The following is a 16,008-nucleotide window of genomic DNA, read 5'->3' as shown; positions in this document are numbered from 1 at the left end:
CCAGCGGGGACACGGTGGCGTGACGCGGACCCGCACAGCGGGCGTCGGCCGTTTTCGGCGCGCGTCCGTCGAGGCCGACTGCAACGGCCTGGCGCAAAGGGGGCTCACGGCCCCAGCTTCGTCAGCCCGGCAGACGCGTCGCACCCCGCTCTCCCAACGAACTTACGGGCCGCTTGCCTTGCAGCAAGCGGCCCGTTGGCATGCGGGCATCGTCGCTCGGTGCCATGCGGCGTGGCCTGAACCGAAGCCGCGCCACGGGGCTGCGGTCTCAGGCTAGCTGGACCGGCAGTGTCACGGCCTTCAGCCATCCTTTTTGGCAGTATCAAGCCCTAGCCGATTTCAAATCATCGGCAACCAACTCATACCCTTGACATGGCTTGGGCCTGTCTCAGGACAGCACCTCGGGCTCGCGTTGCACGAGCTGGTCAAACCAGGCCTTGAAGGCGAACTCGGCGCCGCCGGGGCGGCCGATCTGGCTGTGGGTGAGCGCCGCCATGTCGTGGGGGATGGGCGACGGCTGGCCTGCGGCCTGGGCCAGCAGCTGCACCTGGCAGGCGTTTTCCAGCGCGATGTACCACCAGGCCGTGGCCTGCACCGACGGCCCCACGGTCAGGATGCCGTGGTTCTTCAGGATCACGGCCTTGTGCGCGCCCAGCGCCTGGCCGATGCGGTGGCCTTCGTCGGTTTCGTTGACCACGCCGTGGAACTGCTCGTAGACGCCATGGTCCTGGTAGAAGACGCAGGAGTCCTGCGTCAGCGCCTGCAGCGGCTGGCCGAAGGTGGCCCACGCCTTGCCATGGGTCGAATGGGTGTGGGCTGCCGCAACGATGTCGGGCCGGTCCTCGTGCAGCGCCGCGTGGATGGCAAAGGCCGCGCGGTTCAGCGGCCCCCTGCCCTGCACGATCTCGCCGTGGTGGTTCACCAGCAGCAGGTCGGACACCTTCATCTGCGAGAAATGCACGCCAAAGGGGTTGACCCAGAAGTGGTCGGTCCACTCCGGATCGCGCGCCGTGATGTGGCCGGCCAGGCCGTAGTCGAAGCCGAATTGGGCGAACAGCCGAAAGGCCGCTGCCAGCTGCTCCTGGCGGAAGCGGCGCTCGGCGGCCAGCGTGGGCCGCGGCGGCACGGGGTCGAACCAGTCCTGGCGCGTGGGCTTGCCTTCGGGCCGCGTCACGACCGGGCTGCTGGGCCGCTGGTGCAGGCGCGCGCTGGGCTCGCTCGTCGATTCGGGGGCGTGGTGTTCGGTGACCAGGCTCATGGGGGTGTCTCTCGTTGGTGGGTTGGAGAAGGGGCAGTGGCCGGTGCCGGCCTCGGCGCGCTGCGCGGGCCGAGGGCGTCAGGCGGCGGTCAGTTCGGACGGCGGCGCGTCCGCCTGAGCCGCGGGTGCGGGGTCTGACGCCGGGGCAAAGTGGCGGTTGGGCACGCGCGGCAGGCCCAGGTGGTCGCGCAGGGTGCGGCCGCTGTACTGGCGGCGAAACAGGTGGCGGCGCTGCAGCTCGGGCACCACCAGGCTGCAGAAGTCCTCCAGGCCGCCCGGCGTCGAGCTGAACATGACGTTGAAGCCGTCGCAGGCGCCGGCCTCGAACCAATGCTGGAAGTCGTCGGCGATGTGCTCGGGCGTGCCCACGAGCAGGCGGTGGCCGCCGGCGCTCCAGCGCGTGTACAGGTCCTGCACCGTGGGCTGCTCGCTGCGGATCCAGTCCACCAGCAGCTTTTGCCGGCTCTTGTGGCTGTTGGTTTCGGGGATGACCTCGGGCAGCGGCACGCGGTCGCTCATGGCCAGGCCGGCCAGGTCGATGCCCAGGCTGGCATAGGACGACAGCGCGCGCAGCACGGCCGGCTGGTCGCGCGCGGCCATCAGCGCCTGGAACTTGGCGTCGGCCTCGGCCTGCGTGCGGCCGATGACGGGCATCACGCCCGGCAGGATGAGGATGTGCTCAGGCAGACGGCCGTGCCGGGCCGCGCGGGCCTTCACGTCGTCGTAAAACGCGCGCGCCTGCCCCAGGTCTTGCGCCGCCGTGTAAAGCATCTCGCCAAAGCGGGCGGCCAGGTCCTTGCCCGCTTCGGATGAGCCGGCCTGCGAAATCAGGGGCCAGCCCTGTGGCGAGCGCGCAGCGTTCAGCGGCCCGCGCACCTGAAAGTGTTTGCCCTGGTGGCCCAGCACGCGCAGCTTGTCGGGGTCGGCCCACTGGCCGCTGACCTTGTCGCGCAAGAAGGCGTCGTCGGCCCAGCTGTCCCACAGCCCGGTCACCACCTCGACGAACTCGTGCGCGCGCTCGTAGCGCAAGGCGTGGTCCAGGTGGCCGTCCAGGTTGAAGTTCTCGCCGCCGCCGGTCGAGGTGACCACGTTCCAACCCGCGCGGCCCTGGCTCAGCTGGTCCAGCGCGGCGAACTGCCGCGCCACGTTGTAGGGCTGGCTGTAGCTGGTGCTGACCGAGGCCACCAGCCCGATGCGCCGCGTGTGCGTGGCCAGGGCCGACAGCAGCACCAGCGGGTCCCAGCGCGGGGCCTGGGGCGTGGTGGCCACGGTGTCGCGGTCGGTGGCCGCGAACAGGTTGTCGAAGAAGAAGATGGCGTCGAAGCACGCCGCCTCCAGCCGCTGGGCATAGCTCAGGTAACGGTCAAAGCGCTGGTCGGCGTCGATGTGCGACTGCGGGTGGCGCCAGCTGTCCCCCTGGACGGCGCTGCCGGTGAAATAGGCACCAAGTTTCAAGGTTCGGGTCATGCATGCGCTCCTGGGCGGGAATCGGACGAGAAAACGGCGGGCGCCGGACGTTGGGCTTGGGCGGGCCGGATGACCTGGGGATGCGGCAGGCGCCGCGCGGCGTTGAGCAGGCTCAGCGTGTAGGGGTGCGCGGGCTGGCGCCACACGGCTTGCGCGGGCCCGCACTCGACCAGCCGCCCCTGCTGCATCACGCCCACGGTGTGCGAGACGTGGCGCACCACGCCCAGGTCGTGCGAGATGAACAGGTAGGTCAGCTTCAGCTCCTGCTGCAGGCGCAGCAGCAGGTTGATGATCTGGGCGCGCACCGACACGTCGAGCGCCGACACGGCTTCGTCCAGCACCAGCAGGCGTGGCGACAGCGCCAGGGCGCGCGCGATGCCCACGCGCTGGCGCTGGCCCCCCGAAAACTCGTGCGGGTAGCGGTCCAGCACCTGCTCGCGCAGGCCGACCCAGTCCAGCAGCTGCCGCACGCGTTCGCGCCGTGCCGCGGCGTCGCCGCGCCGGTGCACGATGAGGGGCGCCTCCAGCGCCTGCCCGATGGTCTGCCGCGGATTCAGCGAGGCATAGGGGTCCTGGAACACCATCTGCACCCGCTGTGTGTCCAGCCGCTGCGGGCCGGGCTCGTCCCGGGGTTGCGGACGCCGGGCGGCCGGCCACCAGCGGCGTGGCTGGGGTGCCACCCACTGGCCGTCGACCAGCACGCGGCCGGCATCCACGCCCACCAGCTGCATCACCACGCGCGCCAGCGTGGACTTGCCGCAGCCGCTCTCGCCCACCAGGCCAAAGGTTTCGCCGGGCTGGATCTGCAGGCTCACCCCGTCGAGCGCGTGCACGCGGCCGTGGCGGCCCACGTAGGTCTTGCGCACGTCCTCCAGCGCCAGCAAGGGCGTTGGACCGGCCTCGCGCGTTGCGGCCGTGGCCAGGCTCAGATCGGTCATGCCGCCTCCTGCACGAGTTCGGCCATGCGCCGCAGGCGCGGCGCGGCCAGCTGGCTGGCCGGCAAGGCCGGTTCCGAAGGGGTCTCCGCCCGTGGCAAAGGGTGCAGACAGGCAGCCGCCTGCAGGCCCGCGTCCCCACGGCCGTGGTTCTGCAGGGCCGGCACCTGCCGTTCGCACTCGGCCGTGGCGCGCGTGCAGCGGGGCGCGAACGCGCAGCCGGGCGGCAACTCGCTCAGCAGCGGCACGACACCGGGAATCTCGGGCAGCGGCTGCTGCGGGGGCACGCCGTCAAGCGCCACCGAATCCAGCAGACCTCTGGAGTATGGATGGGCTGGCGATTGGAACAAAACGCCAGCATCCGCATACTCAACCACCCGGCCCGCATACATCACGGCCACGCGATCGGCCATGTCGGCCACCACGCCCAGGTCGTGGCTGATGAGCAGCAGGGCCAGGCCATCCTGCGCCTGCAGCTCGCGCAGCAGGTCCAGGATCTGGGCCTGGGTGTTCACGTCCAGCGCCGTCGTCGGTTCATCGGCGATCAGCAGCTTGGGCTTGCAGGCCAGCGCCATGGCGATCATCACGCGCTGGCGCATGCCGCCCGACAGCTGGTGCGGGTAGTCGCGGGCCCGCGCCGCGGCCTGAGCGATGTGCACGCGGTCGAGCAGCTCGATCGCGCGCAGCCAGCCCTCGCGGTGGCCGACGTCGTGGTGCAGGCGAACGGCTTCGGCCACCTGCTCGCCCACGCGCAGCACCGGGTTGAGGGCCGACAGCGGCTCCTGGAAGATCATGGCGATCTGGTTGCCGCGCAGGGCGCGCAGCCGGTGGCGCGGCATGGCCAGCACGTCCTGGCCGTCCAGCAGCACCTGGCCCGTGATGCGGGGCTGCACCAACGGGTCGAGCAGCCGCAGCAGGCTCAGCGCCGTCACCGATTTGCCGCTGCCGCTTTCGCCGACCAGGGCCAGCGTCTGGCCGCGGTCGACCGAGAAGGACACGCCATCGACCACCGTGACGGGGCCGGCGCGGGTCTGGATCTGCGTGCTCAGGGCGCGCACGTCAAGCAAAGCCATGGTTCACCTCCGGCTCAGGCGTGGGTTGAAGCGGTCGGTCAGGCCTTCGCCGACCAGGTTGATGGCCAGCACGGTGACCACGATGGCCGCGCCCGGCAAGGCGCACACGTACCAGGCGTCCACGATCTGCTCGCGGCCGGCGCCGATCAGCGTGCCCCAGCTCATCACGTTGGGGTCGCCCAGGCCCAGAAAGGCCAGCGACGCCTCGGTCAGGATTGCCGTGGCGACCGACAGCAGCGCCACCACCAGCACGGGCGGCAAGGCGTTGGGCAACAGCTGCGTGGCGATCAGCCGCAGGTCGCCCATGCCCAGCGTGCGGGCGGCCAGCACGAATTCGCGTTCGCGCAGGCTCAGGAATTCGCTGCGCACCAGCCGGGCCGTGGCCGGCCACGACACCACGGCAATGGCCACGATGGCGGTGGTGACCGAGGGCTCGAACACCGCCACCAGCACGACGGCGAGCACGAAATGCGGCACGATCTGAAACAGCTCGACCACGCGCATGAGCACGCGATCGACCAGGCCACCATGGAAGCCGGCCAGCGCGCCGACCAGCACCCCGACCACGCTGGCCATCAGCGTGCTGACGGCCCCCACCAGCAGCGACACCTTGGCGCCGGACACCAGCCCGGTGGCCAGGTCGCGTCCCATGATGTCGGTGCCCAGCGGAAACGCGGGGTCATCGCCCGGCCACAGCATGGGCGGCCCGGCCATGGCCCAGGGGTCGCCCGGAAACAGCAACGGCCCCAGGCCAGCCACGGCCGCCACCAGCAGCAACAGCAGGCTGCCGAGCTGGAGGCTCCAGCTGCTGTGCCGCCAGCCCGCCCAGGCAGCGCGGATGCGGCTGGCGGCGCGACCGCCCACAGAGCGCGTCAACTCCGCATCGCTTACAGAGGTATGGGCCAGTTTCCGATTCCGATTCATCGGCAAGGGGTGGTTACTCCCATCGGTGTGTGCGGACTGCTTCATGCATCCCCCTCGACCCGCACGCGCGGGTCCAGCCAGCCATAGAGCAGATCCACCACCAGGTTGACGGCCACCACCAGCAGCGAGCTGAGGAACAGGATGCTGAGCAGCAGGTTGAAATCACGCGCCTGGATGGACTCGAACGTCAGCCGGCCCAGGCCGGGCCAGTCGAACACCGACTCGACCAGGACGGCGCCGCTGAGCAGCGACGCGGTCTGGAAGCCGACCATGGTGACCAGCGGCAGCAAGGCGTTGCGGAAGGCGTGGCGCCAGCGCGCGCGCGCGTCGCTGGCGCCCTTGGCGCGGGCCGTGCGCACGAAATCGGCACCCTGCAGCTCGACCATGGCGGCGCGCACCAGGCGGGCGTACACGGCGATGTAGAAGGTGGCCAACACCGAGGCCGGCAGCACGGTGTGCGCGGCCACGTCGCGCACGTGGTCCCAGCCGCTGTGGTCGGCCGACAGGTCGACCATGCCGCTGGACGGCAGCCAGCCCAGGTGGCCGGCAAACAGCACGATGGCCATGAGGCCGAGCCAGAAGGTGGGCAAGGCGTACGACACCAGCCCCACCACGGACAAGGTGGCATCCCAGGCGCCGCCGGGCTTGCGCGCCGCCGACACGCCGAGCAGGACCCCGAGCACCAGCGCCAGGCCCAGGGCCGACAGCATCAGCAGCAAGGTGGCCGGCAGGCGTGCGGCCACCAGGTCGACCACGGGCATGTTGTGGCGGAACGAAAAGCCCAGGTCCAGCGTCAGCAGCTGGCCCAGGTAGTTCAGCAGCTGCACGTGCCAGGGCGCATCCAGGCCGAAGCGCTCGCGCAGCAGGGCCATGTATTCGGGGCTGGCACCGCCGGCCTCGCCGGCCAGCACATCCACCACGTCGCCCGGGGCCAGCTGCAGGATGAAGAAGTTGAGCACCGCAATGCCCAGCACCACCAGCAGCAGCGAGAGCACGCGCGGTGCCGCACGCCGCAGCGCGGTGCCCAGCACCGCCGGCAGCGCGCGCGGCGCCCCGTCGGCCGGGCGCGCCGGCGCACCCGGCACCCCGGCCAGGGGTTCGCGCGGAAGGTCCAGCACCTCGCTCATGGCGTCTTGGGCTGCAGCCAGGCGTCGGCGTACGAGGCGAACAGGCCGTCGCCCTGGCGCATGGTTGTGTGGAACCGCGCGGTGGACACGGTGACCCAGGTCGGCTCGATCAGGTCGATCAGCGGCAGGTCTTCCTGGGCGATGCGCTGCCACTCGTGGATGAGTTGCGTGCGCTTGGCGGCGTCGGCCTCGACGGCGGCGGCCTCCATGATCTGGTCCAGCTTGGGGTTGCTGTAGCCCGAGCCATTGGTCCAGGGCGCCTTGACGATGTTCTTGGTCCAGAACAGGCGCTGCACGCCCAGCGTGGGGTCGGGCAGGCGGTGCAGGCTGGACACCATGAGGTCGTAGTCCTGCTCGGTGAAGATGCGGCGCAGGAAGGTCGCGGTGTCGCCCGTGCGCAGGTTGACCTGCACACCGACACGCGCCAGCGATTGCTTGATGAACTCGGCCGCGCGGTTGCTGCCGGTGTCGTAGTCGAGGTTGACCTTCAGCCGCACGCCCTTGGCGTCCTTCTTCAGGCCCGCGGCATCGAGCAGCTCGCCCGCCTTTTTCAAATCGAACGCGTACTGGGGCGTATTCGGCGTGTAGTACTGCACCACGGACGATGGGATGGGGCCGGTGGCCGCCTTGCCGTAGCCCAGGTAGACCACCTTGAGCAGGGCATTGCGGTCGATGGCGTGGGCAAAGGCCTGGCGCACGCGCTTGTCCTGCAGCTGCGGGCGGCGCACGTTGAACTGCGTGAGGAAGATGGTCGACAGGTAGCGGCCGTCGTCCAGGTTGATGGTGTAGCGCTTGGGGTCCTTGAAGTTGGCCAGGCTGGTCACCGGAATGCTGGAGCCCAGGGCGACGTCCAGCTCGCCGGCCTGCAGCGCCACGGCGCGCGCCGCCGGATCGGGGAGGAAGCGGAACACGATGCCGTCCAGGTACGGCAGCTGCTTGCCCTGGGCGTCCTTGCCCCAGTACTGCGGGTTGCGCTCCAGCCGCACGTGGCTGCCCTTGACCCACTCCTTGAACACAAAGGGCCCGGTGCCGATGGGCGCGTTGTTGGCCGGGTGGGTCAGCACGTCCTTGCCCTCGTAGAGGTGCTTGGGCAGGATCTGCGCGCCATAGGTGTTGGCGTAGTTCAGCAGGTAAGGCGCGGGCGCGCTGAGCTTGAGCACCACGGTGTGGGCATCGGGCGTCAGCACCTCTTGCACGTTGGCGAAGGCGGCGCGGCCGAAGGGGTGCAGCTTTTGCCACACCTCCTTGAGCGTGAAAGCCACGTCGGCGGCCGTGAAATCCTTGCCATCGTGCCATTTCACCCCCTTGCGCAGGTTGAAGGTGATGGTCTTGCCATCGGGCGCGGTGGCCCAGGAGGTGGCCAGCGCCGGCACGGGCTTGAGGTCCAGGTCATAGGCGACCAGCCCCTCCAGCACCTTGCTGGACACCTGGCCGATGTTCATCGTGGTGATGAAGGCCGAGGTCAGCAGGGTGGGCTCGGGCGACACGGCCACGTTGAGCACACCCCCGAAGTGCGGGCTGGCGGCAGACGCCGGGGTTGCCGCGGCCGCGGTGGCCAGGGGCGCAATGGACAGGCCCAGTGCGGACGTGGAAGACAGGGCGGCCAGCAGGTGGCGACGGGTGAACAGCATGGGCAGGAAGCGAAACGACAAGCCAGGGAAAGCCCGCACCAGGGCAGGCCGGGAGACAGAGCGGCGCCTGCGGATCGCACGGCAACCGGGCCATCAGCCCGGGCGCCCGTGCAAGCGCGTGGCGCCCCTCAGAAGAAGGGGTAGAGGTGGATGTCCACCTCGGGGTCACAGGCCAGGCTGTTCCAGCTGGACAACCAGGCCAGCACCAGCACCCCCAGGGCCTGAAACGGCGTGCGACCGGCATCGCGGGTCGGAGTGGAAGCAGCGTGGGGCATGGTGCGAACCTTGGGCAAGAAAGGAGACAGACAACGGGTACCCCGCCTTGGCGATGGCTCGGAGAGCGACGCAGACGGGTACATGGCCACGGATTCTTCGCGCCGCGCCGCATCCTGTGAACGAACAATCGCGCACAACGACATGTGGTTTTTGCATATCGGGCCGCTTGACGCGCACCGGGCCGCTCCCCCAGGTCCTGCTCGGCGCCCTGCCCGGCCGGTGACGGCTGCCGCACACACGGGCCACCGCGCATCGGTGCCGGGTCGGCCGCATGGGCCGCGGCATGCGTCCAGGCAGTGCGGCGGCCCTCAGCAGGGATAATCGAGGGCTTTGGCTGCGCCCTCCTCCCCCTCGCCCCGTTGGACGCCCTTGTCCGCCGCAGCTGCCTCAGGCCCATGATTTCCCTCTCTCACATCACGCTGCGCCGCGGCACCAAAGTCGTGCTGGACGACGTGTCGCTCACCCTGAACCCCGGCGAGAAAGTCGGCCTGGTCGGGCGCAACGGCGCCGGCAAGTCCAGCCTGTTTGCCCTGCTGGCGGGCGACCTGCACGAAGACTCGGGCGATTTCCAGATCCCCAGCGGCTGGCAGATGGCGCAGGTGGCGCAGCACATGCCCGAAACCGACGAATCGGCCACGCAGTTCGTGCTGGACGGCGACACGCGGCTGACGCGGCTGAACGCCGCCCTGCGCGCCGCCGAGGCCCAGGGCGATGGCATGGCGATCGCCCAGGCCCACAGCGACCTGCTCGATGCCGGCGCGGCCGACGCGAGCGCGCGCGCCCAGGCCTTGATCTTGGGCCTGGGCTTTCAGGTGGCCGAGCTGGACCACCCCGTGAACAGCTTCTCGGGCGGCTGGCGCATGCGCCTGCAGCTGGCCCGCGCGCTCATGGCGCCCAGCGACCTGCTGCTGCTCGACGAACCCACCAACCACCTGGACCTGGACGCGCTGGTGTGGCTGGAAGGCTGGCTGGGCCGCTACCCCGGCACGCTGATCGTCATCAGCCACGACCGCGAGTTCCTGGACGCCGTCACGCGCGTCACCGTGCACATCGAGCAAGGCCGCCTCACCCGCTACGGCGGCAACTACAGCAAGTTCGAGGAGCTGCGTGCGCAGCAGCTGTTGCTGCAGCAGGCGGCGTTCGATCGCCAGCAGGAGAAGATGGCGCACCTGCAGAAGTTCATCGACCGCTTCAAGGCCAAGGCAACCAAGGCCAAGCAGGCGCAAAGCCGCGTCAAGCAGCTCGAGCGCATGGAAAAGATCGCCCCCGTGCTGGCCGAGGCCGACTTCACCTTCACCTTCCGCGAGCCGGCCAACCTGCCCAACCCCATGCTGGCCATCACCGATGCCGCCGTCGGCTACCCGCCGGCGTCAGCTGACGGCGCTCCCACCACCATCCTGCGCGGCATCAACCGCTCGGTGCTGGCCGGTCAGCGCATCGGCATCCTGGGGGCCAACGGCCAGGGCAAGTCCACGCTGGTGAAGACCATCGCGCACGAGTTGGCGCCGCTGGCGGGCCAGTTCACCGAGGGCAAGGGCTTGACGGTGGGCTACTTCGCTCAACAAGAGCTGGACGTGCTGCGCCCCGACGACCACGCCTTGGCCCACATGACGCGGCTGGCCCGCGACCTGGCCGCCCAGGGCGCGCCCGCGGCCAACGAATCGCGCGAGCAGGACCTGCGCAACTACCTGGGCAGCTTCAACTTCACGGGCGACCAGGTGATGCAGTCCGTGGGCAGCTTCAGCGGCGGCGAAAAGGCCCGCCTGGTGCTGGCCATGATCGTGTGGCAGCGCCCCAACCTGCTGCTGCTGGACGAACCCACCAACCACCTGGACCTGGCGACGCGCGAAGCCCTGGCCATGGCCTTGAACGATTTCGACGGCACGGTGCTGCTGGTCAGCCACGACCGCATGCTGCTGCGCGCCGTCTGCGAAGACTTCTGGCTGGTGGCCCAGGGCGGCGTCAAGCCCTACGACGGCGACATGGACGACTACCAGCGCTACCTGCTCGAGGAGGCCAAGCGTCAGCGCGAAGCCGCCAAGCTCGCCGGCAGCGCCAGTCCCGCGGCGGCGCCGGCTGTCAGCGCGCAGGCGCCTGCCATCGACGACGGCCTGTCGGGCGGCGAACGCCGCAAGCTCGCGGCCCAGCGCCGCCAGGAACTGGCCGCCCAGCTGCGCCCGCACAAAAAGGCGCTGGCCGCGGCCGAGGCGCGCATGGCCGCGCTGCAGTCGGAACAGGCGACGCTGGAGCAATCGCTGCTGGACAACCCCAGCCCCGACGCCATGGCCGAGGCCGGCAGGCGCCTGAAGGCGATTGGCGACGAGCTGGTCGCCGCCGAAGAAGCCTGGCTGGACGCCAGCACCCAGATCGAGGCGCTCGAGGCCGAAGTGTGATGCACAAGAGTATGGAGCTGTTGCCGTTTTGTATTGAACGGAAACTGCCTGATACCCCTTTCAAAGCTTGAATCAGTCGGCCAGAATCGCCGCCCTGACCGCGGGTAAGCGGTCAGGCGAAGGCCTTGGGGATCACTGGCCTCATCGCTGCGGCAGCTTCACCTGGGACAAGGCCTTCAGCTGCGCACAGGTCTGGCTCTTCTGGGCGGCCGACAGGGGCTTGAATTTCGCCAGGCCATCGTCCAAGCCTTTTTGAAAGCCGGCGTCGAACGCCTCGGCCGACACACCCTGCTGAAGGCTTTGCGCCTTCTGCGCCGCCTTCATCTTCTGCAGTTCGTCGGCCGAATGGTGGCCGCACACCTGGGCCGCGGCATGCATCTGGCCGCCCAATTCGGCCAGATTCGGCAGGCCGCCGGACTGCGCCCACGCGGCGGTGGTGAAGGTCAGGCCGGCCACGGCCGCCCAGGTGGTCATCGATCGAATCATTCGGCTTCCTTGCTGCCCCACGAGATGGCCGACCTTACCCCATGCCCTGCGCCCCATGCACCAACCTGGGCCCTCAGCCAGGGCCGCCGGGCGCCGCCTGCGCGCGCCCGGGCTCCTCGCCTGCGTCGTCTGCCGATGCGGCCTTGGGCGGCGCCGGCGCCAGCCAGCCCACGGCCGTGCACAGCAAGCCGTAAGCGATGAAGGCACCGATGCCCAGCAGGTCGCCCAGGTTCTGCCGATCGATCAGCAGCAGCTTGAGCAGCACCACGCCCATGAGCACGGCGCCCGCCAGCCACAGCACGCGGTGGCCACGGCGCGAGCCCAGCACCCAGCCGCCCACGCCCAGCACGCTCCACAGCACCGTCAGGCACGACTGCGCCAGGCTGCTGCCCAGCAGCTGCAGCGACCAGGGCTCGTGGCCCCAGTGGTGCGTGCCCCGCAGCGTCACCACCGTGATCAGCACACAGGCCGCGCCGGCCAGGCCGCCTGCGCGCCAACGAGCCAGGGGCTCGGGTGCGTCGGCGCGCCCCCACCAGCATCCCAGCAACGCCAACACGGCCAGCTGCGCCAGGTCCAGCGGGTTGAGCACCGGCACCCAGGGCCAGGGCAGTGTGTCGCCCGCGCTGCCCAGGGCCAGCCACCACCACACGGCCAGCAGCGCGAAGGTGCCGCCCAGGTAGACATGGCGCCAGCCCGGCAGTCGCCCAGCCTGGGGCCAGCCGAGCCACGACCAGCGCCAGAGCGCGAGCGCCGCAGCCGCCAGCCAGGGCAGCGCGAACAGCACCAGCGGCCAGTCGCCCGGGGCGGCGGAAAACCAGCGCGGCAGCGACAGGCACACCAGGGTGGGCGGCAACCAGGCCCAGGCCAGCTGGGCTGCAGCCACCTGCCGATCGGCGGCAGCCGATGTCGTGTCGGCGGGACTTGGGCCCAGGCAGGCCAGGCTGCGCAGGGTCAGCGCCGCAGCAACCAGCCAGGCGATCACGGGCCAGCCCCACAACGGCGTGCCTTGGGCCAGGGCCAGCGGGTAGGCCGCCAGCACGGCCGCCAGGCTGGTCCAGCGCAGGGCTGCGGCCGGCCGGCGCGCGTGCACCTCGGCCGCCAGCCAGCCGGTGGCACCCAGCCACACCAGGCTGGCGGGCCACAGCCCGTCGGCAGCCACAAACCGCTCGATCTCGCGCAGGCCCATCAGCAGCCACCACGCCAGACCCCAGCCATAGGCGACCGCGGCCGCCCAGGTGGGCGCTGCGTCCTGCGCGGCGGGGCTCGCCCCGCGGTCGCGACGGGCTGTGGCTGCAGCTTGCAGGCCCGAGGCCCTGCGGTACAGCCACGCGCTGGTCAACCCAGCCAGCGCCAGCAACAGCAAGCTCATGAAGCCGGCGTTGAACACCGGCGTGGACGCGAGCGCGGGCTGGCTCAGCGCATCCAGCACCGCCACGGCGGCCAGCAGCTGCAGCCCGGCGCCCCCGGCCTGCGGCCCCCTGCGCCCCTGCGTCAGGCCCAGCCAGATGAGGCCCGCGCCCTCCAGCGCGAACACGCAGCCCGTGACGCTGGACGAGAACGCCAGCGGCACCGCCAGCGTGGCAAAGGCGACGCCCAGCACGGCATGCACCCGGGCCAGGTCCGCGTGGCGCGGCCGACCCCACAGGGCCTTGGCCAGCACGCCGTAGAGGGCCGCCACGGCCACCGCGCACAGCGCGAGCGGCAGGCGTTTGCCCTCGAGCAGCACCGCCTGCAGGGCAAAGGCGATCAGCGGCGTGCCGAACAGCAGGCAGGCGTCGAGCCGGTCGCCCTCACGCGCCGTGGCCCGGCGTGCGAACAGCACGGGCAGCGCCAGGTAAAAAGCAAAGAACAGCACCAGGAAGGGCTCGGTGCTGGCGAACTTGGCCGGCGTGTACTGCAGCACGCCCCAGAGCGTGCCGATGCCCCAGGTGAAGGCAAAGCCCATCAGGTTGAGCCAGCGCCAGGCGCGCTGCCAGGCCATGGCGAAAATGCCCGCGTTGAGCAGCGCGTAGTACGAGAACAGCGCCACGTGGTTGCCACTGCCGCTGGACAGCCAGATGGGCGCGAGGAACCCGGTCGCCACGCTGAGCATGGCCAGGCTCAGCGCGTTCTGTCGCACCGCCATGACCGCCACCGCCCCGATGAGGAGAGCCGACAGGCCCAGCGCGACACCGGCCCCCAGCAGGCCATACAGCTTGAAGGCCGCGAACACCACCAGCAGGACCATGCCCAGCGACCCGCCCTGCAGCGCCTGGGCAAACACGGGCCGGCTGGCGCGCTGGCGCCAGCCCAGGGCCAGGCCGCCCAACGCCAGCGCGCTGACGCCCACCAGCCGCCAGGCGATCGGCACGTTCACCCAGCCCTGGCCGCTGGCGTAGCGCAGCAGGGCCGCCACACCGGCCAGCAGCACCAGCATGCCCACCTTGACGGGCACGTTGCCGGTCGAGAACCAGGCCTTGATCGCCAGGCCCGCGCGGGCCAGCACGCTGGGCTCGGCGGCTTCTGCGGGGTCGGGGCTGGCCGCAGGGCCGTCCCAGTCGAACAACTCGTCGGCCGGCGGCGCGACAGGCGGGCGCGCAGCGCCGCGGCTGGCGGGCGCAACGTCAGGCCTCGGGATGGCCTCTGGACCAGGAACAGGTCCTGTCAGGCCCCAGGCAGGCGCGGCGTCGGCCGCTGCACCCACCGGCACCGCCGTCGCGGGTGTCCCGGAAGCTGTGGCCGCGCTGGGCGACGGCGGCGCCGCGGTCACGCCCCATGCCGCAGCCGATGCAGCTGGCGACGCCGCCTCCGCCGGGTCCTGCAGCGCGGTCCAGGCCTGGGCCTGCTGCAGGAGGCGCAGCGATTCTTCCAGCTGGCGCACGCGCGTCGTGAGCCGGCGCACCAGCACCCACAGCACCGCGACACCGACCAGTGCCAACAACTCCACCATGTCGACCCCTTCGTGTTGCTTGCCTGGCACGCCCACCGCGCCCCGGCCTGCGCATGCTGGCTCGGGGACGGTGCGACGCGGCCAAGATGGTCACCGAGTATCACCTGCTGCGCCCCGGCGGACGCGCACACGCCCTGCCCACCCGCCTCGCACCCCGGTGTCTCGCCCGTTACCATTGTCCGCATGAGCGATACCCCATCCCCCGCCTTGCCCAAGCCACACGCGCCGCTGCATGCACAACCGGCCAGCGCCACCGAGCTGATTCACCACCCCTACCAGCCGCCCACGGTGTTCGCCGCGCCCACGTTTGGCGTCCACAAGGCCTCGACAGTGTTGTTCGACAGCGTGGCCGCCATGCGCGACACCACCTGGATGGACAAGTCGGGCTACACCTACGGCCTGCACGGCACGCCCACGAGCTTTCTGCTCGAAGAGCGCATCTGCGCGCTGGAAGGTGGCCTGCAGACGCTGCTGGTGCCCAGCGGGCTGGCCGCGCTGGCGCTGGTGCCCATGGCCTTGCTCAAGGCCGGCGACGAGCTGCTGATGCCCGACAACGCCTATGGCCCCAACAAGTCGTTGGCCGAGGGCGAGCTGCGCAACTGGGGCATCACGCACCAGTTCTACGACCCCATGAACCCGGACGACCTGGCCGCGCGCATCAGCGACAAAACCCGCCTGGTCTGGCTGGAGGCCGCCGGCTCGGTGACGCTGGAGTTCCCCGACCTGCCGGCGCTCGCCCGCATCTGCCGCGAGCGCGGCGTGACCACCGCGCTGGACAACACCTGGGGCGCCGGCATCGCCTTCAACCCGTTCGATTTCGGCGACGGTTGGGGGGCCGACATCTCGGCCCACGCGCTGACCAAGTACCCCAGCGGCGGCGGCGACGTGCTCATGGGCAGCGTGACCACACGCGATGCGCTGCTGCACAAAAAGCTCAAGCTCGCCCACATGCGCCTGGGCCTGGGCGTGGGCATGAACGACGTCGAAATGGTGCTGCGCAGCCTGCCCACGGTGCACCTGCGCTACGGCGCAGCCGACCGCAGCGCGCGCGCCCTGGCGCGCTGGGCCAGCCAGCAGCCGGCGTTCGTGCAGGTGCTGCACCCCGCGCTGCCGGGCTCGCCCGGGCACGACCACTGGCGCCGGCTGTGTGCCCCGGCCCAGGCGCGGGCCGATGCGGGCGACGACAGCGGCGCGGCGGCCAGCCTGTTCAGCGTGATGCTGGACCCCGGCTGCAGCCCGGCCCAGGTCGATGCGTTCTGCGATGCGCTGCGCCTGTTCCGCCTGGGCTACAGCTGGGGCGGCCCCATCAGCCTGGTCGTGCCCTACCACCTGGACGAGATGCGCAGCCTGCCCACCACGCTGACGCCGGGCCACCTCATCCGCTTTGCCGTGGGCCTGGAGCGCACGGCCGACCTGCAGGCCGACCTGGCGCAAGCGCTGAGCCACGCCCTGCGCTGACCGCACGCCTCAGCCCCCACGAGACGTCGAAAGGCAGTACAGCACCGCCGC

General features: G+C 70.7%; 12 protein-coding genes. 2 read left to right on the top strand and 10 right to left on the bottom strand.

Annotated features, from left to right (window positions below; genetic code table 11):
- Nucleotides 1–388 precede the first annotated feature (388 nt).
- From CCO03_RS10025 to CCO03_RS19745, 8 genes are all read right to left on the bottom strand, one after another.
- Nucleotides 389–1,258: a class II aldolase/adducin family protein gene (locus tag CCO03_RS10025; RefSeq protein ID WP_087280602.1), complete on the bottom strand. Its 870-nt coding sequence runs from the start codon at nucleotides 1,256–1,258 to the stop codon at nucleotides 389–391.
- 78 nt (nucleotides 1,259–1,336) lie between these two features.
- Nucleotides 1,337–2,725 (bottom strand): LLM class flavin-dependent oxidoreductase, encoded by a 1,389-nt coding sequence (locus tag CCO03_RS10020; protein WP_087280598.1) that lies wholly within the window; start codon nucleotides 2,723–2,725, stop codon nucleotides 1,337–1,339.
- The gene (locus CCO03_RS10015; protein ID WP_087280595.1) at nucleotides 2,722–3,663 is read right to left on the bottom strand and encodes an ATP-binding cassette domain-containing protein; all 942 of its coding nucleotides are present in this window, start codon (nucleotides 3,661–3,663) and stop codon (nucleotides 2,722–2,724) included. The genes CCO03_RS10020 and CCO03_RS10015 overlap by 4 nt, the downstream gene beginning before the upstream one ends.
- A complete protein-coding gene (locus CCO03_RS10010; RefSeq protein WP_087280592.1) occupies nucleotides 3,660–4,733 on the bottom strand; it encodes an ABC transporter ATP-binding protein in 1,074 nt (357 codons plus the stop codon). The genes CCO03_RS10015 and CCO03_RS10010 overlap by 4 nt, the downstream gene beginning before the upstream one ends.
- Nucleotides 4,734–4,736: 3 nt before the next feature.
- Complete coding sequence (locus CCO03_RS10005; RefSeq protein WP_236903764.1) at nucleotides 4,737–5,609, bottom strand: ABC transporter permease; 873 nt, start codon at nucleotides 5,607–5,609, stop codon at nucleotides 4,737–4,739.
- 89 nt (nucleotides 5,610–5,698) lie between these two features.
- Nucleotides 5,699–6,784 (bottom strand): ABC transporter permease, encoded by a 1,086-nt coding sequence (locus tag CCO03_RS10000; RefSeq protein WP_087280585.1) that lies wholly within the window; start codon nucleotides 6,782–6,784, stop codon nucleotides 5,699–5,701.
- Nucleotides 6,781–8,415 carry an ABC transporter substrate-binding protein gene (locus CCO03_RS09995; protein ID WP_157667624.1) on the bottom strand — a complete coding sequence of 545 codons (1,635 nt, stop codon included), beginning with the start codon at nucleotides 8,413–8,415 and terminating at the stop codon, nucleotides 6,781–6,783. The genes CCO03_RS10000 and CCO03_RS09995 overlap by 4 nt, the downstream gene beginning before the upstream one ends.
- Before the next feature lie 128 nt (nucleotides 8,416–8,543).
- On the bottom strand, nucleotides 8,544–8,690 hold the full coding sequence (locus CCO03_RS19745) for a hypothetical protein (RefSeq protein WP_157667623.1): 147 nt from the start codon (nucleotides 8,688–8,690) through the stop codon (nucleotides 8,544–8,546).
- A gap of 396 nt (nucleotides 8,691–9,086) precedes the next feature.
- Here CCO03_RS19745 and CCO03_RS09990 point away from each other — a divergent pair, with 396 nt between their 5' ends.
- A complete protein-coding gene (locus tag CCO03_RS09990; RefSeq protein ID WP_087280579.1) occupies nucleotides 9,087–11,084 on the top strand; it encodes an ABC-F family ATP-binding cassette domain-containing protein in 1,998 nt (665 codons plus the stop codon).
- Nucleotides 11,085–11,225: 141 nt separating this feature from the next.
- Here the strand turns inward: CCO03_RS09990 and CCO03_RS09985 are convergent, their stop codons facing one another.
- Together CCO03_RS09985 and CCO03_RS09980 are read right to left on the bottom strand one after the other, a co-directional pair.
- The gene (locus tag CCO03_RS09985) at nucleotides 11,226–11,558 is read right to left on the bottom strand and encodes a hypothetical protein (protein WP_087280577.1); all 333 of its coding nucleotides are present in this window, start codon (nucleotides 11,556–11,558) and stop codon (nucleotides 11,226–11,228) included.
- An 85-nt stretch (nucleotides 11,559–11,643) separates the two neighbouring features.
- Nucleotides 11,644–14,499 (bottom strand): DUF2339 domain-containing protein, encoded by a 2,856-nt coding sequence (locus CCO03_RS09980; RefSeq protein WP_087284521.1) that lies wholly within the window; start codon nucleotides 14,497–14,499, stop codon nucleotides 11,644–11,646.
- A 183-nt stretch (nucleotides 14,500–14,682) separates the two neighbouring features.
- Between CCO03_RS09980 and CCO03_RS09975 the strand changes: the two genes are divergently transcribed.
- A complete protein-coding gene (locus CCO03_RS09975) occupies nucleotides 14,683–15,957 on the top strand; it encodes a PLP-dependent transferase (protein ID WP_087280574.1) in 1,275 nt (424 codons plus the stop codon).
- Nucleotides 15,958–16,008: the final 51 nt, after the last annotated feature.

Source organism: Comamonas serinivorans, from assembly GCF_002158865.1.
In the GTDB taxonomy this organism is placed as follows: domain Bacteria; phylum Pseudomonadota; class Gammaproteobacteria; order Burkholderiales; family Burkholderiaceae_C; genus Comamonas_E; species Comamonas_E serinivorans.
This window is presented reverse-complemented; position numbering and strand designations above follow the sequence as displayed.